Annotated in this window: 16 protein-coding genes; all 16 read right to left on the bottom strand. The window is 58.6% G+C overall.

Annotated features, from left to right (window positions below; all coding sequences use genetic code 11):
* Window position 1: 1 nt before the first annotated feature.
* Window positions 2–1,438 carry an NADH-quinone oxidoreductase subunit NuoN gene (nuoN, locus tag KO492_RS06355; RefSeq protein WP_066603547.1) on the bottom strand — a complete coding sequence of 479 codons (1,437 nt, stop codon included), beginning with the start codon at window positions 1,436–1,438 and terminating at the stop codon, window positions 2–4.
* A 14-nt stretch (window positions 1,439–1,452) separates the two neighbouring features.
* Entirely contained in the window at window positions 1,453–2,985 is a 1,533-nt protein-coding gene (locus KO492_RS06350; RefSeq protein ID WP_216044177.1) for an NADH-quinone oxidoreductase subunit M, read from the bottom strand.
* Window positions 2,985–5,078 carry an NADH-quinone oxidoreductase subunit L gene (gene nuoL / locus KO492_RS06345; RefSeq protein ID WP_216044176.1) on the bottom strand — a complete coding sequence of 698 codons (2,094 nt, stop codon included), beginning with the start codon at window positions 5,076–5,078 and terminating at the stop codon, window positions 2,985–2,987. The genes KO492_RS06350 and nuoL overlap by 1 nt, the downstream gene beginning before the upstream one ends.
* A gap of 6 nt (window positions 5,079–5,084) precedes the next feature.
* Window positions 5,085–5,390 carry an NADH-quinone oxidoreductase subunit NuoK gene (gene nuoK / locus KO492_RS06340; protein ID WP_066603543.1) on the bottom strand — a complete coding sequence of 102 codons (306 nt, stop codon included), beginning with the start codon at window positions 5,388–5,390 and terminating at the stop codon, window positions 5,085–5,087.
* 99 nt (window positions 5,391–5,489) lie between these two features.
* Window positions 5,490–6,104, bottom strand: coding sequence for an NADH-quinone oxidoreductase subunit J (locus tag KO492_RS06335; RefSeq protein ID WP_066603540.1), 615 nt, complete (start codon window positions 6,102–6,104; stop codon window positions 5,490–5,492).
* Window positions 6,101–6,508 carry a carboxymuconolactone decarboxylase family protein gene (locus KO492_RS06330; RefSeq protein ID WP_216044175.1) on the bottom strand — a complete coding sequence of 136 codons (408 nt, stop codon included), beginning with the start codon at window positions 6,506–6,508 and terminating at the stop codon, window positions 6,101–6,103. Before KO492_RS06330 ends, KO492_RS06335 begins: the two co-directional genes overlap by 4 nt.
* Before the next feature lie 15 nt (window positions 6,509–6,523).
* On the bottom strand, window positions 6,524–7,015 hold the full coding sequence (gene nuoI / locus KO492_RS06325; RefSeq protein WP_216044174.1) for an NADH-quinone oxidoreductase subunit NuoI: 492 nt from the start codon (window positions 7,013–7,015) through the stop codon (window positions 6,524–6,526).
* Window positions 7,016–7,018: 3 nt separating this feature from the next.
* Window positions 7,019–8,056: an NADH-quinone oxidoreductase subunit NuoH gene (gene nuoH, locus KO492_RS06320; RefSeq protein ID WP_066603534.1), complete on the bottom strand. Its 1,038-nt coding sequence runs from the start codon at window positions 8,054–8,056 to the stop codon at window positions 7,019–7,021.
* 11 nt (window positions 8,057–8,067) lie between these two features.
* Window positions 8,068–8,490, bottom strand: a complete 423-nt coding sequence (locus KO492_RS06315) for a hypothetical protein (protein WP_216044341.1) — start codon at window positions 8,488–8,490, stop codon at window positions 8,068–8,070.
* Window positions 8,490–10,508, bottom strand: coding sequence for an NADH-quinone oxidoreductase subunit NuoG (gene nuoG, locus KO492_RS06310; protein WP_216044173.1), 2,019 nt, complete (start codon window positions 10,506–10,508; stop codon window positions 8,490–8,492). Before nuoG ends, KO492_RS06315 begins: the two co-directional genes overlap by 1 nt.
* Window positions 10,509–10,514: 6 nt before the next feature.
* Window positions 10,515–10,910, bottom strand: coding sequence for a DUF5333 domain-containing protein (locus tag KO492_RS06305; protein ID WP_216044172.1), 396 nt, complete (start codon window positions 10,908–10,910; stop codon window positions 10,515–10,517).
* Window positions 10,907–11,320: a DUF5333 domain-containing protein gene (locus KO492_RS06300; protein WP_216044171.1), complete on the bottom strand. Its 414-nt coding sequence runs from the start codon at window positions 11,318–11,320 to the stop codon at window positions 10,907–10,909. Before KO492_RS06300 ends, KO492_RS06305 begins: the two co-directional genes overlap by 4 nt.
* 170 nt (window positions 11,321–11,490) lie before the next feature.
* Entirely contained in the window at window positions 11,491–11,910 is a 420-nt protein-coding gene (locus KO492_RS06295; RefSeq protein WP_216044170.1) for a hypothetical protein, read from the bottom strand.
* Window positions 11,911–11,919: 9 nt separating this feature from the next.
* Window positions 11,920–13,218, bottom strand: coding sequence for an NADH-quinone oxidoreductase subunit NuoF (gene nuoF / locus KO492_RS06290; RefSeq protein ID WP_216044169.1), 1,299 nt, complete (start codon window positions 13,216–13,218; stop codon window positions 11,920–11,922).
* Between the two features lie 13 nt (window positions 13,219–13,231).
* The gene (locus KO492_RS06285; RefSeq protein ID WP_216044168.1) at window positions 13,232–13,453 is read right to left on the bottom strand and encodes a DUF5337 domain-containing protein; all 222 of its coding nucleotides are present in this window, start codon (window positions 13,451–13,453) and stop codon (window positions 13,232–13,234) included.
* Between the two features lie 11 nt (window positions 13,454–13,464).
* Complete coding sequence (locus KO492_RS06280; protein ID WP_216044167.1) at window positions 13,465–14,247, bottom strand: helix-hairpin-helix domain-containing protein; 783 nt, start codon at window positions 14,245–14,247, stop codon at window positions 13,465–13,467.
* Window positions 14,248–14,257 lie beyond the last annotated feature (10 nt).

The following is a 14,257-nucleotide window of genomic DNA, read 5'->3' as shown; positions in this document are numbered from 1 at the left end:
GTCACTTGACCAGAGCATCCGCCGCCAAGGCCGCCATGCCCTCAACCCCGAACATGTTGACGATCCCGACCAGCATGATCAGCGCGGACACCGTCAACAAGGCAAAAGCCACCGGACTTGTCACCTTGTCGAGCGGATCGGTCTCTGTGCCGAAATACATGTAATAGACGATGCGCAGGTAGTAGAACGCCCCGATCACGGAGGCGATCACACCGAAGACAGCGAGGTAAACCAGCCCCGCGCCCCAAGCGGCTTGAAGCACAGCCAGTTTTCCGAAGAAGCCGAGCATCGGCGGCACACCTGCGAGCGAGAACATCAGGACCAGAACGGCCAGAGCCTTCGTCGGGGAATTGCGCCAGTAGAGGTTCAGCGAGGCAATGTCGGTGACCGGTTTGCCATCGCGTTCCATAGTCATGATAAAGGCGAATGTGCCGATGTTCATCGTGACATAGATCGCCATGTAGATCAGCGCGGATTGCACGCCTTGCGCATTCCCTGCGGCCAGCCCCATGAGCGCGAAGCCCATGTGGGAGATCGAGGAATAGGCCATGAGGCGTTTGATGTTTTTCTGACCGATACCAGCAATCGCCCCCAAGAACATGGACGCCACAGCGATCACAGCGAGCACCTGTTGCCAGTCGCCGACGATACCGCCGAATGCATCATGCAGCACGCGGGCAAAGAGGCCCATAGCGGCGAGTTTCGGCGCTGTGGCAAAGAACGCGGTCGTGGGCGTGGGCGAGCCTTCATAAACATCCGGCGTCCACATGTGGAACGGCACGGCGGAGACTTTGAACGCCAGCCCTGTCATCACGAAGACGAGGCCGAAGAGCACACCCACCGGCGCGCCATCATGCACAACGGAGATGATACCCGCAAAAGCTGTCGTGCCCGCAAACCCGTAGACCAGCGATGCACCGTAGAGCAGAAGCCCCGAGGACAGGGAGCCCAGCACGAAATATTTGAGTCCCGCTTCGGTGGATTTCACACTGTCGCGGCGGAAGGAGGCAATGACGTAGAGCGCCAGAGACATAAGCTCCAGCCCCATATAAAGCGCCATAAGGTCGCCTGCGGAAACCATAACCATCATGCCGATCGTGGAGAAGAGCACGAGGATTGGATATTCGAACTTGGCAAAGCCGCGCTTCTCAAGGAAGTCGTAGGACATCACGAGCACAGCCGCGCCCGCGAGCAGAACGCCCACCTTGCCGAACCGCGAGAACGCGTCGTCGATGAACATGCCACCAAATGCGGTGTGCGCCCCTTCGCCACCCAACCCGATCATCAAGGCGATGACAACAAACACCGCAGCGGTGACCCATGTGATGAGCCCTGCGAGCTTGTCCTTGCCGGTGTAGACAGCAAACAAGAGCGCCGCCATGCCATAGATGGCGAGGAGAACTTCCGGCAGGACGATGGAAAAGTCAGTAGAGGTCATATCCCCAGTGTCCTTTAATGTGTGGCGACGTCTGCAACCATCGGCAGAGCGGCGTGATAGGTTTCAAGAAGGGTGGAGACCGACGGCCCGATGAGATCAAGCACCAGCGAGGGATAGATCCCCAGCAGAAGCGTCATGGCCACCAGAGGCGCAAAGATCCATTTCTCGCGCGCGGTCATATCCTTGATCGTCTTCAGGCTTTCCTTGATCAGGTCGCCCAGCACAACGCGGCGATAGAGCCAGAGCGCGTAACAGGCCGAGAAGATCACACCCGTAGCAGCCACCAGAGCGATCCATGTGTTGGCCTGGAACATACCGATGATCGTCAGGAATTCGCCGACAAAGCCGGAGGTGCCCGGAAGGCCGATGTTGGCCATGGTGAAGAACATGAAAATCAGCGCGTAAGCCGGCATCTTGTTCACCAGCCCGCCAAACGCCGCAATGTCACGGGTGTGCATCCGGTCGTAGATCACCCCGACGCAGAGGAACAACGCGCCCGCGACAAAACCGTGGGAGATCATCTGAAAGATCGCGCCATCGAGACCTTGCTGGTTCATGGTGAAAATCCCTGCGGTCACATAGCCCATGTGCGCAACAGAGGAATAGGCGATCAGCTTTTTCATATCCTCCTGCACCAGCGCCACGACAGAGGCGTAGACGATGGCGATGACCGACAGCACCATGATGAAATCGGCAAGGTTGGCCGACGCCACAGGGAACATCGGCAGCGAGAAGCGCAAGAAGCCGTAGCCGCCCATCTTCAACAGGATCGAGGCCAGAACCACGGAGCCCGCAGTCGGCGCCTGAACGTGCGCGTCCGGCAACCATGTGTGCACCGGCCACATCGGCATCTTCACCGCGAAAGAGGCGAAGAAAGCGAGGAAGGCCAGCGTCTGGAACCCGCCAACAATGTTGAAGCCCAGCACCTGAATGGTCTCGGAGGAGAACTCATGCGCCATAAGCTGCACAATGTCGGTGGTGCCAGCGTCGATATACATGGCCACCATCGCCACCAGCATCAGCACGGAGCCGAGGAAGGTGTAGAGGAAGAATTTGAACGCGGCATAGATGCGGTTCTGACCGCCCCAGATGCCGATGATCAGGAACATCGGGATCAGCCCCGCTTCAAAGAAGAGGTAGAAGAGCATCAGGTCCAGCGCACAGAAGACGCCGAGCATGAGCGTTTCCAGAAGCAGGAAGGCGATCATGTATTCCTTGACGCGGGTTTTCACATCCCACGCGGACCAGATCACCAGCGGCATCAGCGCCGTGGTGAGCATCACGAACAGGACCGAAATCCCGTCCACGCCCATCTTGTATTTCAGCCCCATGATCCAGTCGGCCTCTTCGACCATCTGGAACCCTGTGTCCTGCGGGTTGAACCCGAAAAGAATGAACAGCGAGACCACAAAGGTGATCACCGTCGCAAACAGCGCGAGGCGTTTTGCATTCAGTTGAGCGACTTCGTCCTCGCCGCGCAGAAACAGCGCGAGCACGAGAGCGGCCACCGTCGGAAGGAAGGTGACGAAGGAAAGCACGTTATCCATTAGTGAGCCCCCCCGCCGATCGACATCCAGGTTACCAAGATCACAATCCCCAGAACCATGCTAAAAGCGTAAGTGAAGATGAAGCCCGACTGCGCACGCCCGGCAAGGCGGGTGAAGAAGGGCACGATACCAAGTGCGATGCCATTGATGGCCCCGTCGATGGTGCCCACGTCACCGCGTTTCCACAGGAAGCGGCCAAGAGCCAACAGGGGACGCACAATGATCGCGTCGTAAATCTCGTCGAAATACCATTTGTTCAGCAGGAACTGGTAGGCGACGGGCTGGCTTTTCGCCAGTTTCGCGGGAGTTTCCGGCTTCCAGATGTAGAACCAGACCGCAATCAGGAAGCCCAGCACCATCGCGATAAAGGGCGAGACTTTCACCCATGTCGGCGCGTGGTGGGCATCGTCGAGAATGGTGTTATCCGAAGCAAGGAAGATCGCACCCTGCGGCGCCATGCCCTCGGCATGTTCGGCACCATGCGTATCCGCCACCACATGCGCGTCATCTGCATGGGCGTCTGTATGCGTGTCTGCGCCACCTTCGACCATCTCCACCTCCGCATGATGCGGCAGGCCAAAGAAATCAGTGAACTTGTCATGATCGCCAAAGAAGCTGTTGTACCAGATCATCCCGCCGAAGATCGCCCCCAGAGACAGGGTGCCAATCGGAATCAGCATCACAAGCGGGCTTTCATGGGCGTGGTCATGCGCATGATGGTCGCCGCGCGGCTTGCCGAAGAAGGTCAGGAAGATGAGGCGCCACGAGTAGAACGAGGTGAACAACGCCGCGATAACCAGCATCCAGAAGGCATAGCCCACACCGGACGCATAGGCGCTCTCGATGATCGCGTCTTTCGACAGGAAGCCCGCAAAGCCGATAGTGGTAAGCGGAATCCCGACACCGGTGATGGCCAGCGTGCCGATGATCATCATCCAGAAGGTGAACGGGATCTTCTTGCGCAGCGCACCGTAGTTGCGCATGTCCTGTTCGTGGTGCATCGCGGTGATCACCGAACCGGCCCCGAGGAACAGCATCGCTTTAAAGAACGCGTGTGTCAGAAGATGGAACATCGCCGGACCATAGGCGCCCACACCTGCGGCCACGAACATGTAGCCAAGCTGCGAACAGGTCGAATAGGCGATCACCCGTTTGATGTCATTCTGCACAAGCCCCACCGTGGCGGCGAAAAACGCCGTGGTGGCCCCGATGTAGACGATGAAGGTCTGCGCCTGCGGTGCATATTCAAAGACCGGCGACATGCGGCAGACGAGGAAGACCCCCGCCGTCACCATGGTCGCGGCGTGGATCAGCGCCGACACGGGCGTCGGGCCTTCCATCGCGTCCGGCAACCATGTGTGCAAAAAGAGCTGCGCCGATTTCCCCATCGCACCGACGAAGAGCAGGAAGGCCAGAAGATTGGCCGCGTTCCATTCCGTCCAGAGGAAGTGCAGCGAGGTATCCGCCAGAAGCGGTCCCGAGGCGAACACATCGTCAAAGCGCACACTGTCCGTCACAAGGAACAGACCCGCCATGCCAAGAATGAACGCGAAGTCGCCCACACGGTTGACGATAAAGGCTTTCATAGATGCCGCACCTGCGGAGGGTTTCTTGAAATAGAACCCGATCAACAGGTAGGAGGCCAGCCCCACGCCTTCCCAGCCGAAGAACATCTGGAGCAGGTTGTCCGATGTCACCAGCATCAGCATGGTGAAGGTGAAGAAAGAGAGATAGGCAAAGAACCGTGCACGGTAGGGCTCGTCATCGCCGAAGTTCTCGTCATGAGCCATGTAGCCCAGCGAGTAGAGATGCACGAGCGCCGACACTGTGTTGACCACGATCAGCATGATCGTCGTCAGCCGGTCGATCCGGATACCCCAATCAACAGAGAGCGACCCGCTTTCGATCCAGCGCAGGACCGTGACATGCTCGGTCGTGCCGTCAAAGGTGAGAAACATAACCCAAGACAGGATCGCGGCGAGGAACAAAAGACTTGTGGTCAGATATTGCGCGCTCTTCTCGCCGATCACGCGCCAGCCAAAGCCGGCGATGAGGGCCCCCACAAGCGGCGCAAAGAGGATGATCGTTTCCATAGCCAGTTACCCTTTCATCACGTTGACGTCTTCGACGTCGATCGTGCCGCGGTTGCGGAAGAAGCTCACGAGAATGGCCAGCCCGATGGCGGCCTCTGCTGCGGCCACGGTGAGCACCAGCATCGTGAAAATCTGTCCCGTCAAATCCCCCATAAAGGAGGAGAAGGCGACAAGGTTGATATTGACCGACAGCAGGATCATCTCGATCGACATCAGGATGATGATGATGTTCTTCCGGTTCAAAAAGAGCCCGAAGATGCCGATGACAAACAGCGCCGCGGCCACTGTCAGGTAATGTTCAAGTCCGACCATGTCGTCCCTCAGTTCTTTCTCTCTCGCCGCCTTGTCGCGGCCTTAGGTAACGGGGCAAACTCTGCGCGCCCCGCTCATTCGTAGGCTTAAAGCCCCGGCTTAAAGCCCCTGCCCCGGTTTCACGTCCTTCATTTCGAAGGAGTCTTCGGGCTTGCGATACATCTGCTGGAGCACGTTCTGGCGTTTGACATCCGAACGGTGGCGCAGCGTCAGGACAATCGCCCCGATCATCGCGACCAGAAGCACCAGCCCCGCCAGTTGGAACAGCATCAGGTAGTCGTCATACATCAACTGCCCCAGAGCCGCAGTGTTATGCACCTCGGCGGCATCCGGCGTGATCGAGCGACGCAGCGCCTCGGCACCCTCGGCAGAACTCCAGTCGCCAAAGGCAAAGCCCATCTGCAACAGCAGAACCACACCGATCAGAAGGCCGAATGGCAAGTATTGCGCCATCCCCGCTTTCAACTCGGCAAAATCCACGTCGAGCATCATGACCACGAAGAGGAACAGAACCATGACAGCCCCGACATAAACAATGACCAGAAGCATCGCGACGAATTCCGCGCCCAGAAGCACGAAAAGCCCCGATGCGGTCAGGAACGTGACGATCAGCCAGAGGACGGAATGCACGGGGTTCCGGGATACGACCGTGAACACCCCGGCCACCAGCATCACGATGGCGAAAAGGTAAAATGCGTAATCTGCGACAGTCATTCACTGCCCTCCTGCGTCTCGGAGAAGACGTCTTGCGCCAGCTCCAGTGCCTTCGACATTGCCGGAACCCCGCCCAGCATTGACATTTGATAGATCACTTCCGCGATCTCTTGTTGTGTGGCCCCCGCCTCCATGGCGTGGCGGACCGTCATTTTGAATGGCGCTGCGGCCTGTGCCCCCAAAACCGTTTGTCCGGCCAGAACAACCAACAACCGCGTTTTCGCGTCCAGCCCGTCCTTGTTGAACGTATTGCCCCAGAACATTTCCATCTGTTCGCGCGACATGGTCGGGAACAACTTGTCGAGAGCCGGCATCTGGAAATTCTCCAGCGCCGGATTTATCGACGCCGCCATTTTCTGGCTCTGCTCGATCATCTCAGCGAAAAGTTTGGTGAAATCGTTCATAAAGGGGTCCAACTCTTAGCGATAAGGCGCATCCAGTTCGAGGTTGCGGGCAATCTCCGCCTCCCAGATCGCACCGTTCTCAAGGAGTTTCTCCTTGTCATAGAACAGTTCTTCACGGGTTTCGGTAGAGAATTCGAAATTCGGGCCTTCGACAATGGCATCCACAGGGCAGGCTTCCTGACAGAAACCGCAGTAGATGCATTTGGTCATGTCGATGTCGTAACGCGTGGTGCGCCGCGATCCATCTTCGCGCGGTTCGGCGTCGATGGTGATGGCCTGCGCAGGGCAGATCGCCTCGCACAGTTTACACGCGATACAACGCTCTTCGCCGTTGGGATAACGGCGCAGCGCATGTTCGCCACGGAACCGCGGGCTGAGCGGGCCTTTTTCATGCGGGTAGTTGATCGTCGCTTTGGGGGCGAAGAAATACCGCAGTCCGATTTTGAAGCCGGCCCAGATGTCCATCATCAGGAAATACTTGGCGGCGCGGGTATAATCGAGAGCCATGGGTTAGCCTCCTACCGTCCAGCGCGCATAGGTTCCCCAGAACGCACCGTATTGAGCAAAAAATGCGACCAGAACGACCCAGCCCAGCGACAGCGGCAGGAAGACTTTCCAGCCAATGCGCATCAACTGGTCGTAGCGGTAACGCGGGACAATGGCTTTCACCATCGAGAAGATAAAGAAGGCGATCAGCATCTTGAGGATCAGCCACAGGATACCGTCGGGCAGGAATTCGACCGGCGAGTTCCAGCCGCCGAAGAACAGGATCGACACGAGGGCACACATCAGCACCACCGCCATCAACTCGCCCATCATGAACAAGAGAAACGGCGTGGAGGAATATTCAACCTGATAGCCTGCGACGAGTTCCGATTCCGCTTCGGGCAAATCGAACGGCGGGCGGTTGGTTTCCGCCAGAGCCGAGACGAAAAACAAGAAGACCATCGGGAAGTGCGGCAGCCAATACCAGCTGAAGATCCCCGCCCCGTCTTGCGCCGCGACGATGTCACCGAAGTTCATCGAACCGGAGGACAGCACCACGCCGATGATGATGAGGCCGATAGAGACCTCGTAGGAAATCATCTGTGCGGCAGAGCGCAGCGAGCCCAGAAACGGATATTTCGAGTTGGACGCCCAGCCCCCCATGATCACCCCGTAGACCTCAAGCGAAGAGACCGCGAAGATGTAGAGGATTGCCACATTGATATCCGCGATCACCCAGCCGTCATTCCACGGGATCACCGCCCAAGCGATGGCCGCCGTGATAAAGGTAATCATCGGCGCGAGGTAGAAGACGAACTTGTCCGCCCCTGCCGGTACGACCACCTCTTTCACGAGGTATTTGATGAAGTCCGCAAAAGACTGCAACAGGCCGAAGACGCCCACGATGTTGGGGCCTTTACGCATCTGGACCGCGGCCCAGATCTTACGGTCGCCATACATCAGGAAGGCGAGCGCCACGAAGAGCGGCACGAGGACCAGCAAGATCTGCCCGAGCGTGAGCAGAAAGATCCCCAAGTTAGTTGTCGTGAAAAATTCGACCATTTTTCAGCCTTTCACACCGTCGGTATTCCGTTATCCCGACAGTTTGCGACGACGACTTCTGCGTCGAGCTTGCGCAAACCTTCGGGAAGCGCTGGCGAGATGGTGTAAACAGCATCCGCGCGCCAAATTCCAGCCTCATGTGCAACATTTGTCCGCACATGTCGCGCAAATCCGAAACCCCGGATCAGCGCATATTGCGCGGCGGCACAATCTGCATAGGCCACCACGTCCTTTTTTGCCTCGTCGCCTTTGGCGGCAACGAAGAAATTCACCAGATCACCGTCCAGAAGACGGGTCTCCACACCGAGATATTCGGTTTGCCCCGCCATACGCCCCACCTCGGCCTCGGGCGCAGCAACAGCACAGCCCGAAAGCTGAACAGCCGCCATAAGCCCAAGCACCGGACCGGCAGGATATGTGGCGCGCCCCGTCATCACTCGGCAGCCACCGGTGTCTCTTTGCGCGCCTTGGCCATAGCGGAGAGTTCCGCCATCAGCACGGAGGAGCGCGCAATCGGGTTTGTCAGATAGAAATCCTTCACCGCGTTGCGGAATGTCGCCTTGCCCAGCGGTTTCTGAGGAAGTGCGACCACCTCGTTCTCCGGCACCGAGTCGATCTGTGCCAGATGCGGCACGTCTTCGATCAGGGCATTGCGCAGTTGCGCCAGCGAGTCGTAAGGCAGCGTTGCGCCCACTTCGCTCGAAAGCGCACGCAGGATCGCCCAGTTCTCTTTCGCCTCACCCGGCGGGAAAGCCGCACGGAGCGCCAGTTGCGGACGCCCTTCGAGATTGACGAACAGGCCGGTTTCTTCGGTATAGGCTGCCCCGGGCAGAACCACATCGGCACGATGTGCGCCCAGATCGCCGTGCGAGCCTTGGTAGATCACGAAAGGACCGTCGGCAATTTCGACCTCGTCCGCGCCGAGGTTGTAGATCACCTCCGCACCACTTGTCGCCGCATCAAGGCCACCTTCGGTCACAGCATTCACATCCATCGCCCCGACACGGCTTGCTGCCGTGTGCAGCACCATGAGTTTGGAGCCGGTCAGATCGCAGAGTTTCTGTGCCGCAGCCAGAACCGCTTCGCCATCGGCCTCGTTGATCGCGCCTGCGCCGACGATGACGATGGAGGGTTGATCAACAACCGCGCCATAGTCCTTGTTCAACAGGCTTTCGAGTGCTGCCCGATCCGTGCCCACATGGGTGTAATCATAGGTCAGATCGACCGCTTCGCCGACCAGCCCGACCTCGGCACCTTTCACCCAGGCCTTGCGAATCCGCGCGTTCAACACCGGCGCTTCGTCGCGCGGGTTGGTGCCGATCATCTGGATGAATTTCGCGTCATCAATATCTTCGATCTTCGCCGTGCCAGCATAAACGCCACGGTTGCCGATGGGCAGTTTCGCACCGTCCACACGACATTCCACATGACCGCCCAGCCCTTCGACGAGACCTTTCAAAGCGTAAACCGCCTCGACCGGGGCCAGATCGCCCACAATGCCCGCGACTTTCTTGCCCTTCATGGCATTGGCTGCGGCGGCGAGGGCTTCGGCCCATGTCGCTTTGGTCAGCTTGCCATTCTTGCGGATATAGGGCGTGTCGATCCGCTGGCGTTTGAGACCGTCCCAGATGAAACGGGTCTTGTCGGAAATCCATTCCTCGTTCACGCCATCATGGTTGCGCGGCAGAATACGCATCACTTCACGGCCCTTGGTGTCCACACGGATGTTGGAGCCAAGCGCATCCATCACGTCGATGGTCTCGGTCTTGGTCAATTCCCAAGGACGTGCGGTGAAAGCATAGGGTTTCGAAGTCAGCGCGCCCACCGGACACAGGTCAATGATGTTGCCCTGAAGGTTGGAGGCCAGCGTTTCGTTCAAATAGCTGGTGATCTCGCTGTCTTCGCCACGGCCCGTCTGGCCCATCTGGGTGATGCCCGCGACCTCGGTCGTGAAGCGCACGCAGCGGGTGCAGGAAATACAGCGGGTCATCGCGGTGCTGACGAGCGGGCCGAGGTTCAGCTCCTCGGTCGCGCGTTTGGGTTCGCGGTAGCGCGAGAAATCCACGCCGTATGCCATCGCCTGATCTTGCAGATCACATTCGCCGCCCTGATCACAGATCGGGCAGTCGAGCGGGTGGTTGATGAGCAGAAACTCCATCACCCCTTCGCGGGCTTTCTTCACCATCGGCGAATTGGTTTTCACCACAGGCGGCGCACCTTCCGGCCCCGGACGCATGTCCTTGACCTGCATCGCGCAGCTTGCCGCAGGTTTCGGCGGACCGCCCACGACCTCGACCAGACACATGCGGCAGTTGCCCGCAATGGACAGCCGTTCGTGATAGCAGAACCGCGGCACTTCGATCCCGGCCTCTTCACAGGCCTGAAGGATCGTCATAGCCGGATCGACTTCGATCTCGGTCCCGTCAATGATGATTTTGCGCTTGTCTGCCATTCTGCATCACCTGTTCTTCATGAGCTTGCCCAGCGGGGTCCGCTTCGCAACCTGCGCTTTGCCGAAGGCGCACATCGCCTCCGTATCCCGTTTTTCAATGCCGTTCGCGGCAAAGAAGCTTTCCGATTTCGCTGCAAGCGTGGCAAGGAATGCCGGATCTTGCAGCGTTTGTATCTCTTCGGCCCCGTAACCTTTGGCAGTGATGGTTTCCATCATCGCCTTGGCCTGTTTGTTCACCCGCGCCGTGCGGGCCGACAAAGAGGGGCAGATCGTCGTCAGTTCCGTTACGATCATATTGTCCACGAGAACGGAGGTGATCTCCGCATCTTCCGTGATGCTTTGCGCCATCACGGGGCTCGCCATCAAGGCCATCAGGCCCGCATATGTCATCTGACGGATCATTTTGTGCTCCTCAGAAAAGACCCGATCACAGAGCCGCGCTTGATTTCCGCCTCGCCAAAGGCACAAAGCCCCTCCGCCGTGGTCGGATCAAATCCGGCCTGACGCACATAGTCCTCGCCCAGTCGACGGATGCGCGCCTCTTCCCTGTCGCTTTCGACATAGGCGCGGATTTCGTCGTCGCTGTAGCCCATCTCCGAAGCCTTGTTCTTGAGGCCCCAGAGGAAGGACAGGCCTTTCAGCTTCTTGACGTCAATCGTCGGACATTCATCCGCCACTTCGACCGCGAGACCGGCCCAAAGCATATTCCGGTCGATCTCCTTGACCTCGCGAAGCGGCGGCAAATCTGCCGCAGCGGCCAGAGCGGATGTGCCGAGGCACAGGCTCAGAAGTGTTGTCTTAACCAGTTTCATTGACAGGTTCCCTTTTGCAAAAAGGTTGCTGTCCCCATGTCGTCTCGTGACCTTCCGTTCATGCGGTCGGTCGTTTTTATCCGTCATGCGACCGGACACAGGCCCGCGCCCCACCAGAGCGCCCGAACGCCCGATGTCCCGCTGCATGTGATATGTGCTGATTACGCTCATCAGCTCACCGGTCCTTGTATCAATGTCGCGCCCAAGGGCGTCATCTGTCTCATCTCGACTTTCGCCGCCGCGCAAAATGCCTTGTCATCTTCGACATAGACCTCATGACGGGCCTCGAAATCGGAGACCGCACGCTCAAGGCGGCTGCGGTTCTCCACAGGGTCAGAAAACGGCAGACGCTCGACTCGCGCGGAGAGGAAGTTATGCACCTGAGAACTGATCTCGATCCGGTCGCAACTGTCCGCAATGTCCTTCGACAAAAGCAGCATCCCCGCCAGATCGTCGGTCTCCATATCCCGAAACGCGGCCCGAGCGACCGTCATACGGTCCTCGGACATGCCACGCATGGCTTCGTTCGCCTGATCCATCTGGCAGGCGGCGAGCAGCGTCATCGGCAATATGGCGGCCATAGGCTTCATCAGGTCTCTTTACTCCGCCGCGAACGCAGCCGTCACGCGGCCGGTTTTCTTGGCTTTGATACGTTCTTCGATGTCATCGCGGAAGTGACGGATCAGACCCTGGATCGGCCATGCCGCCGCATCACCAAGCGCACAGATCGTATGACCTTCGACCTGTTTGGTCACGTCCAGAAGCATGTCGATCTCTTCGATCTCCGCATCCCCCGTCACCAGACGGTCCATCACACGCATCATCCAGCCGGTGCCTTCGCGACATGGCGTGCACTGCCCGCAGCTTTCATGTTTGAAGAAGGAGGCCAGACGCCACACGGCTTTGACCACGTCCACGGAATTGTCCATGACGATCATACAGCCCGTGCCGAAGGAGGATTGGTTCTCCCGCATCCAGTCAAAGTCGAAGATCGCATCTTCGAGCTTTTCTTTCGGCAGCACCGGACAGGAGGCCCCACCCGGAATGATGGCTTTCAGATTGTCCCAGCCACCGCGGATACCGCCACCGTGTTTTTCGATGATCTCGCGCACGGACAGCGACATTTCTTCCTCGAAAACACAGGGCGTATTCACGTGACCGGTAAGCGCCATAAGCTTGGTGCCCGCGTTGTTCGGACGCCCGAAGGAGGCGAACCACTCCGGCCCGCGCCGCAGGATCGTCGCCACAACAGCGATGGATTCCACGTTGTTCACCGTGGTCGGGCAACCATACAGACCTGCGCCCGCCGGAAACGGCGGCTTCATCCGCGGCATGCCCTTTTTGCCTTCAAGGCTTTCCAGCAGCGCCGTTTCCTCGCCACAGATATAGGCCCCTGCCCCGTGGTGCAGATAGACGTCGAAATCATAGCCGGATTTGCAAGCATTGCGCCCGATGAGACCCGCGTCATAGGCCTCGTCAATCGCGGCCTGAAGGGCTTCTCTCTCGCGGATATATTCGCCGCGAATGTAGATATAGGCGGCACAGGCCCCCATAGCGAAACCGGCGATCAGCGCACCTTCGACCAAAGTATGCGGATCGTGACGCATGATTTCGCGGTCTTTACAGGTCGCAGGTTCGGACTCATCGGCGTTGATCACCAGATAGGCCGGACGCCCGTCGGATTCTTTCGGCATGAAGGACCATTTGAGGCCGGTCGGGAACCCCGCCCCGCCACGGCCACGCAGGCCGGAGGCTTTCATCTGGTCAATGATCCAGTCCCGCCCGTTGGCGAGAATACCTGCCGTGCCGTCCCAATGCCCGCGCTTCATGGCGCCCGCAAGGCTACGGTCATTCATACCGTAGAGGTTGGTAAAGATCCGATCCTGATCCTTGAGCATCGCTCTTGTCCCTTCAGTCCTGCTGACGCCCTGCGCGCCAAATCTGATAAATCACCACAAACGCCCACACGAAGGCGGCGAGCGCCGCAAGGTCGAACAGGAACGCGTATCGCGTTGGCAATCCGAGTTGCCCGCCCAACCATTGGACCCCGAGCCAGACCAGCATTGTCACGGCAATAACAATCGCGACCATCCGCGCCTGCCTCGCCACATGCCGGTCCTTATCGGAACCCATGTTCTTTCCCCTCAATACACGTCACCGTCTTTGACGCGTTTCGAGAATTCCGTTTCCCCGCCAGCGGCAAGGATTTTGGCCTGTTCGACCCATTGGATCAGCCGCGCTGTCGAGGCACCTTTGATGGCCTCGCCCAGCATTTCGATATCATCGCCGCCCAAAGCCGCCACCTGCGCATAGGTCGTGATCCCACGCTCATGAAGCTGGACCTCGATCTTCGGCCCGACGCCTTTGATCGCCTTGAGATCATCCGGCGCACCAGCCGCTTTCGGAGCGGAAACCGCCGGAGTTTCTTCCGGTGCAACAGCTTCGTCTGCCACAGCTTCTGTCACGGTGTCTTCTTCTGTCACCGTTTCTTCGACCTCTTCGGTCACAACCGGTTCAGCCGCAACCTCGTCAACGGGTGCCACATCAACAGCCGTATCTTCGACCGGTTCTGCCTCGGGTGCCGCTGCCGCAGCCGCCGAACGCACCTCTTTCGTGTCGGCAGCATGAGGCTCCGGCGCGATCTCGTCAGCGGCAGAAACCGGCTCGTCGCCAATGCCCGTCGTTTCCATAAGCCCCGCAGAACTCACATCCGCTTCCGGTTTGCCAACAACGGCCTCCGTCACATCTTCTTCATACCAGCCGATCCACAAAAGGATTGCGACAAGGCACGCCACCAGAACGCCGACGATAAAAGACGCGCCGGTTGAATAGCCCGCGATCCACATCAGCGCCAGAAAGGCGAGAATTCCGCAAATCGCGGCGATCAATCCGATTTTCGGCATCTTTGCCTTCATAGCTTCCGTCATCTGTTACTCC

It is taken from the genome of Celeribacter halophilus (assembly GCF_018860305.1).
GTDB classification, from domain to species: Bacteria; Pseudomonadota; Alphaproteobacteria; order Rhodobacterales; family Rhodobacteraceae; genus Celeribacter; species Celeribacter halophilus_A.
Note: the sequence above shows the minus strand (reverse complement) of the source record. Positions and strands in the feature narration are given on the sequence as shown.

Bases quoted from the DNA above. Each gene is read 5' to 3' on its own strand.
- nuoN (WP_066603547.1), bottom strand. From the start codon at position 1,438: ATGACCTCTACTGACTTTTCCATCGTCCTGCCGGAAGTTCTCCTCGCC.
- KO492_RS06350 (WP_216044177.1), bottom strand. From the start codon at position 2,985: ATGGATAACGTGCTTTCCTTCGTCACCTTCCTTCCGACGGTGGCCGCT.
- nuoL (WP_216044176.1), bottom strand. From the start codon at position 5,078: ATGGAAACGATCATCCTCTTTGCGCCGCTTGTGGGGGCCCTCATCGCC.
- nuoK (WP_066603543.1), bottom strand. From the start codon at position 5,390: ATGGTCGGACTTGAACATTACCTGACAGTGGCCGCGGCGCTGTTTGTC.
- KO492_RS06335 (WP_066603540.1), bottom strand. From the start codon at position 6,104: ATGACTGTCGCAGATTACGCATTTTACCTTTTCGCCATCGTGATGCTG.
- KO492_RS06330 (WP_216044175.1), bottom strand. From the start codon at position 6,508: ATGAACGATTTCACCAAACTTTTCGCTGAGATGATCGAGCAGAGCCAG.
- nuoI (WP_216044174.1), bottom strand. From the start codon at position 7,015: ATGGCTCTCGATTATACCCGCGCCGCCAAGTATTTCCTGATGATGGAC.
- nuoH (WP_066603534.1), bottom strand. From the start codon at position 8,056: ATGGTCGAATTTTTCACGACAACTAACTTGGGGATCTTTCTGCTCACG.
- KO492_RS06315 (WP_216044341.1), bottom strand. From the start codon at position 8,490: ATGACGGGGCGCGCCACATATCCTGCCGGTCCGGTGCTTGGGCTTATG.
- nuoG (WP_216044173.1), bottom strand. From the start codon at position 10,508: ATGGCAGACAAGCGCAAAATCATCATTGACGGGACCGAGATCGAAGTC.
- KO492_RS06305 (WP_216044172.1), bottom strand. From the start codon at position 10,910: ATGATCCGTCAGATGACATATGCGGGCCTGATGGCCTTGATGGCGAGC.
- KO492_RS06300 (WP_216044171.1), bottom strand. From the start codon at position 11,320: ATGAAACTGGTTAAGACAACACTTCTGAGCCTGTGCCTCGGCACATCC.
- KO492_RS06295 (WP_216044170.1), bottom strand. From the start codon at position 11,910: ATGAAGCCTATGGCCGCCATATTGCCGATGACGCTGCTCGCCGCCTGC.
- nuoF (WP_216044169.1), bottom strand. From the start codon at position 13,218: ATGCTCAAGGATCAGGATCGGATCTTTACCAACCTCTACGGTATGAAT.
- KO492_RS06285 (WP_216044168.1), bottom strand. From the start codon at position 13,453: ATGGGTTCCGATAAGGACCGGCATGTGGCGAGGCAGGCGCGGATGGTC.
- KO492_RS06280 (WP_216044167.1), bottom strand. From the start codon at position 14,247: ATGACGGAAGCTATGAAGGCAAAGATGCCGAAAATCGGATTGATCGCC.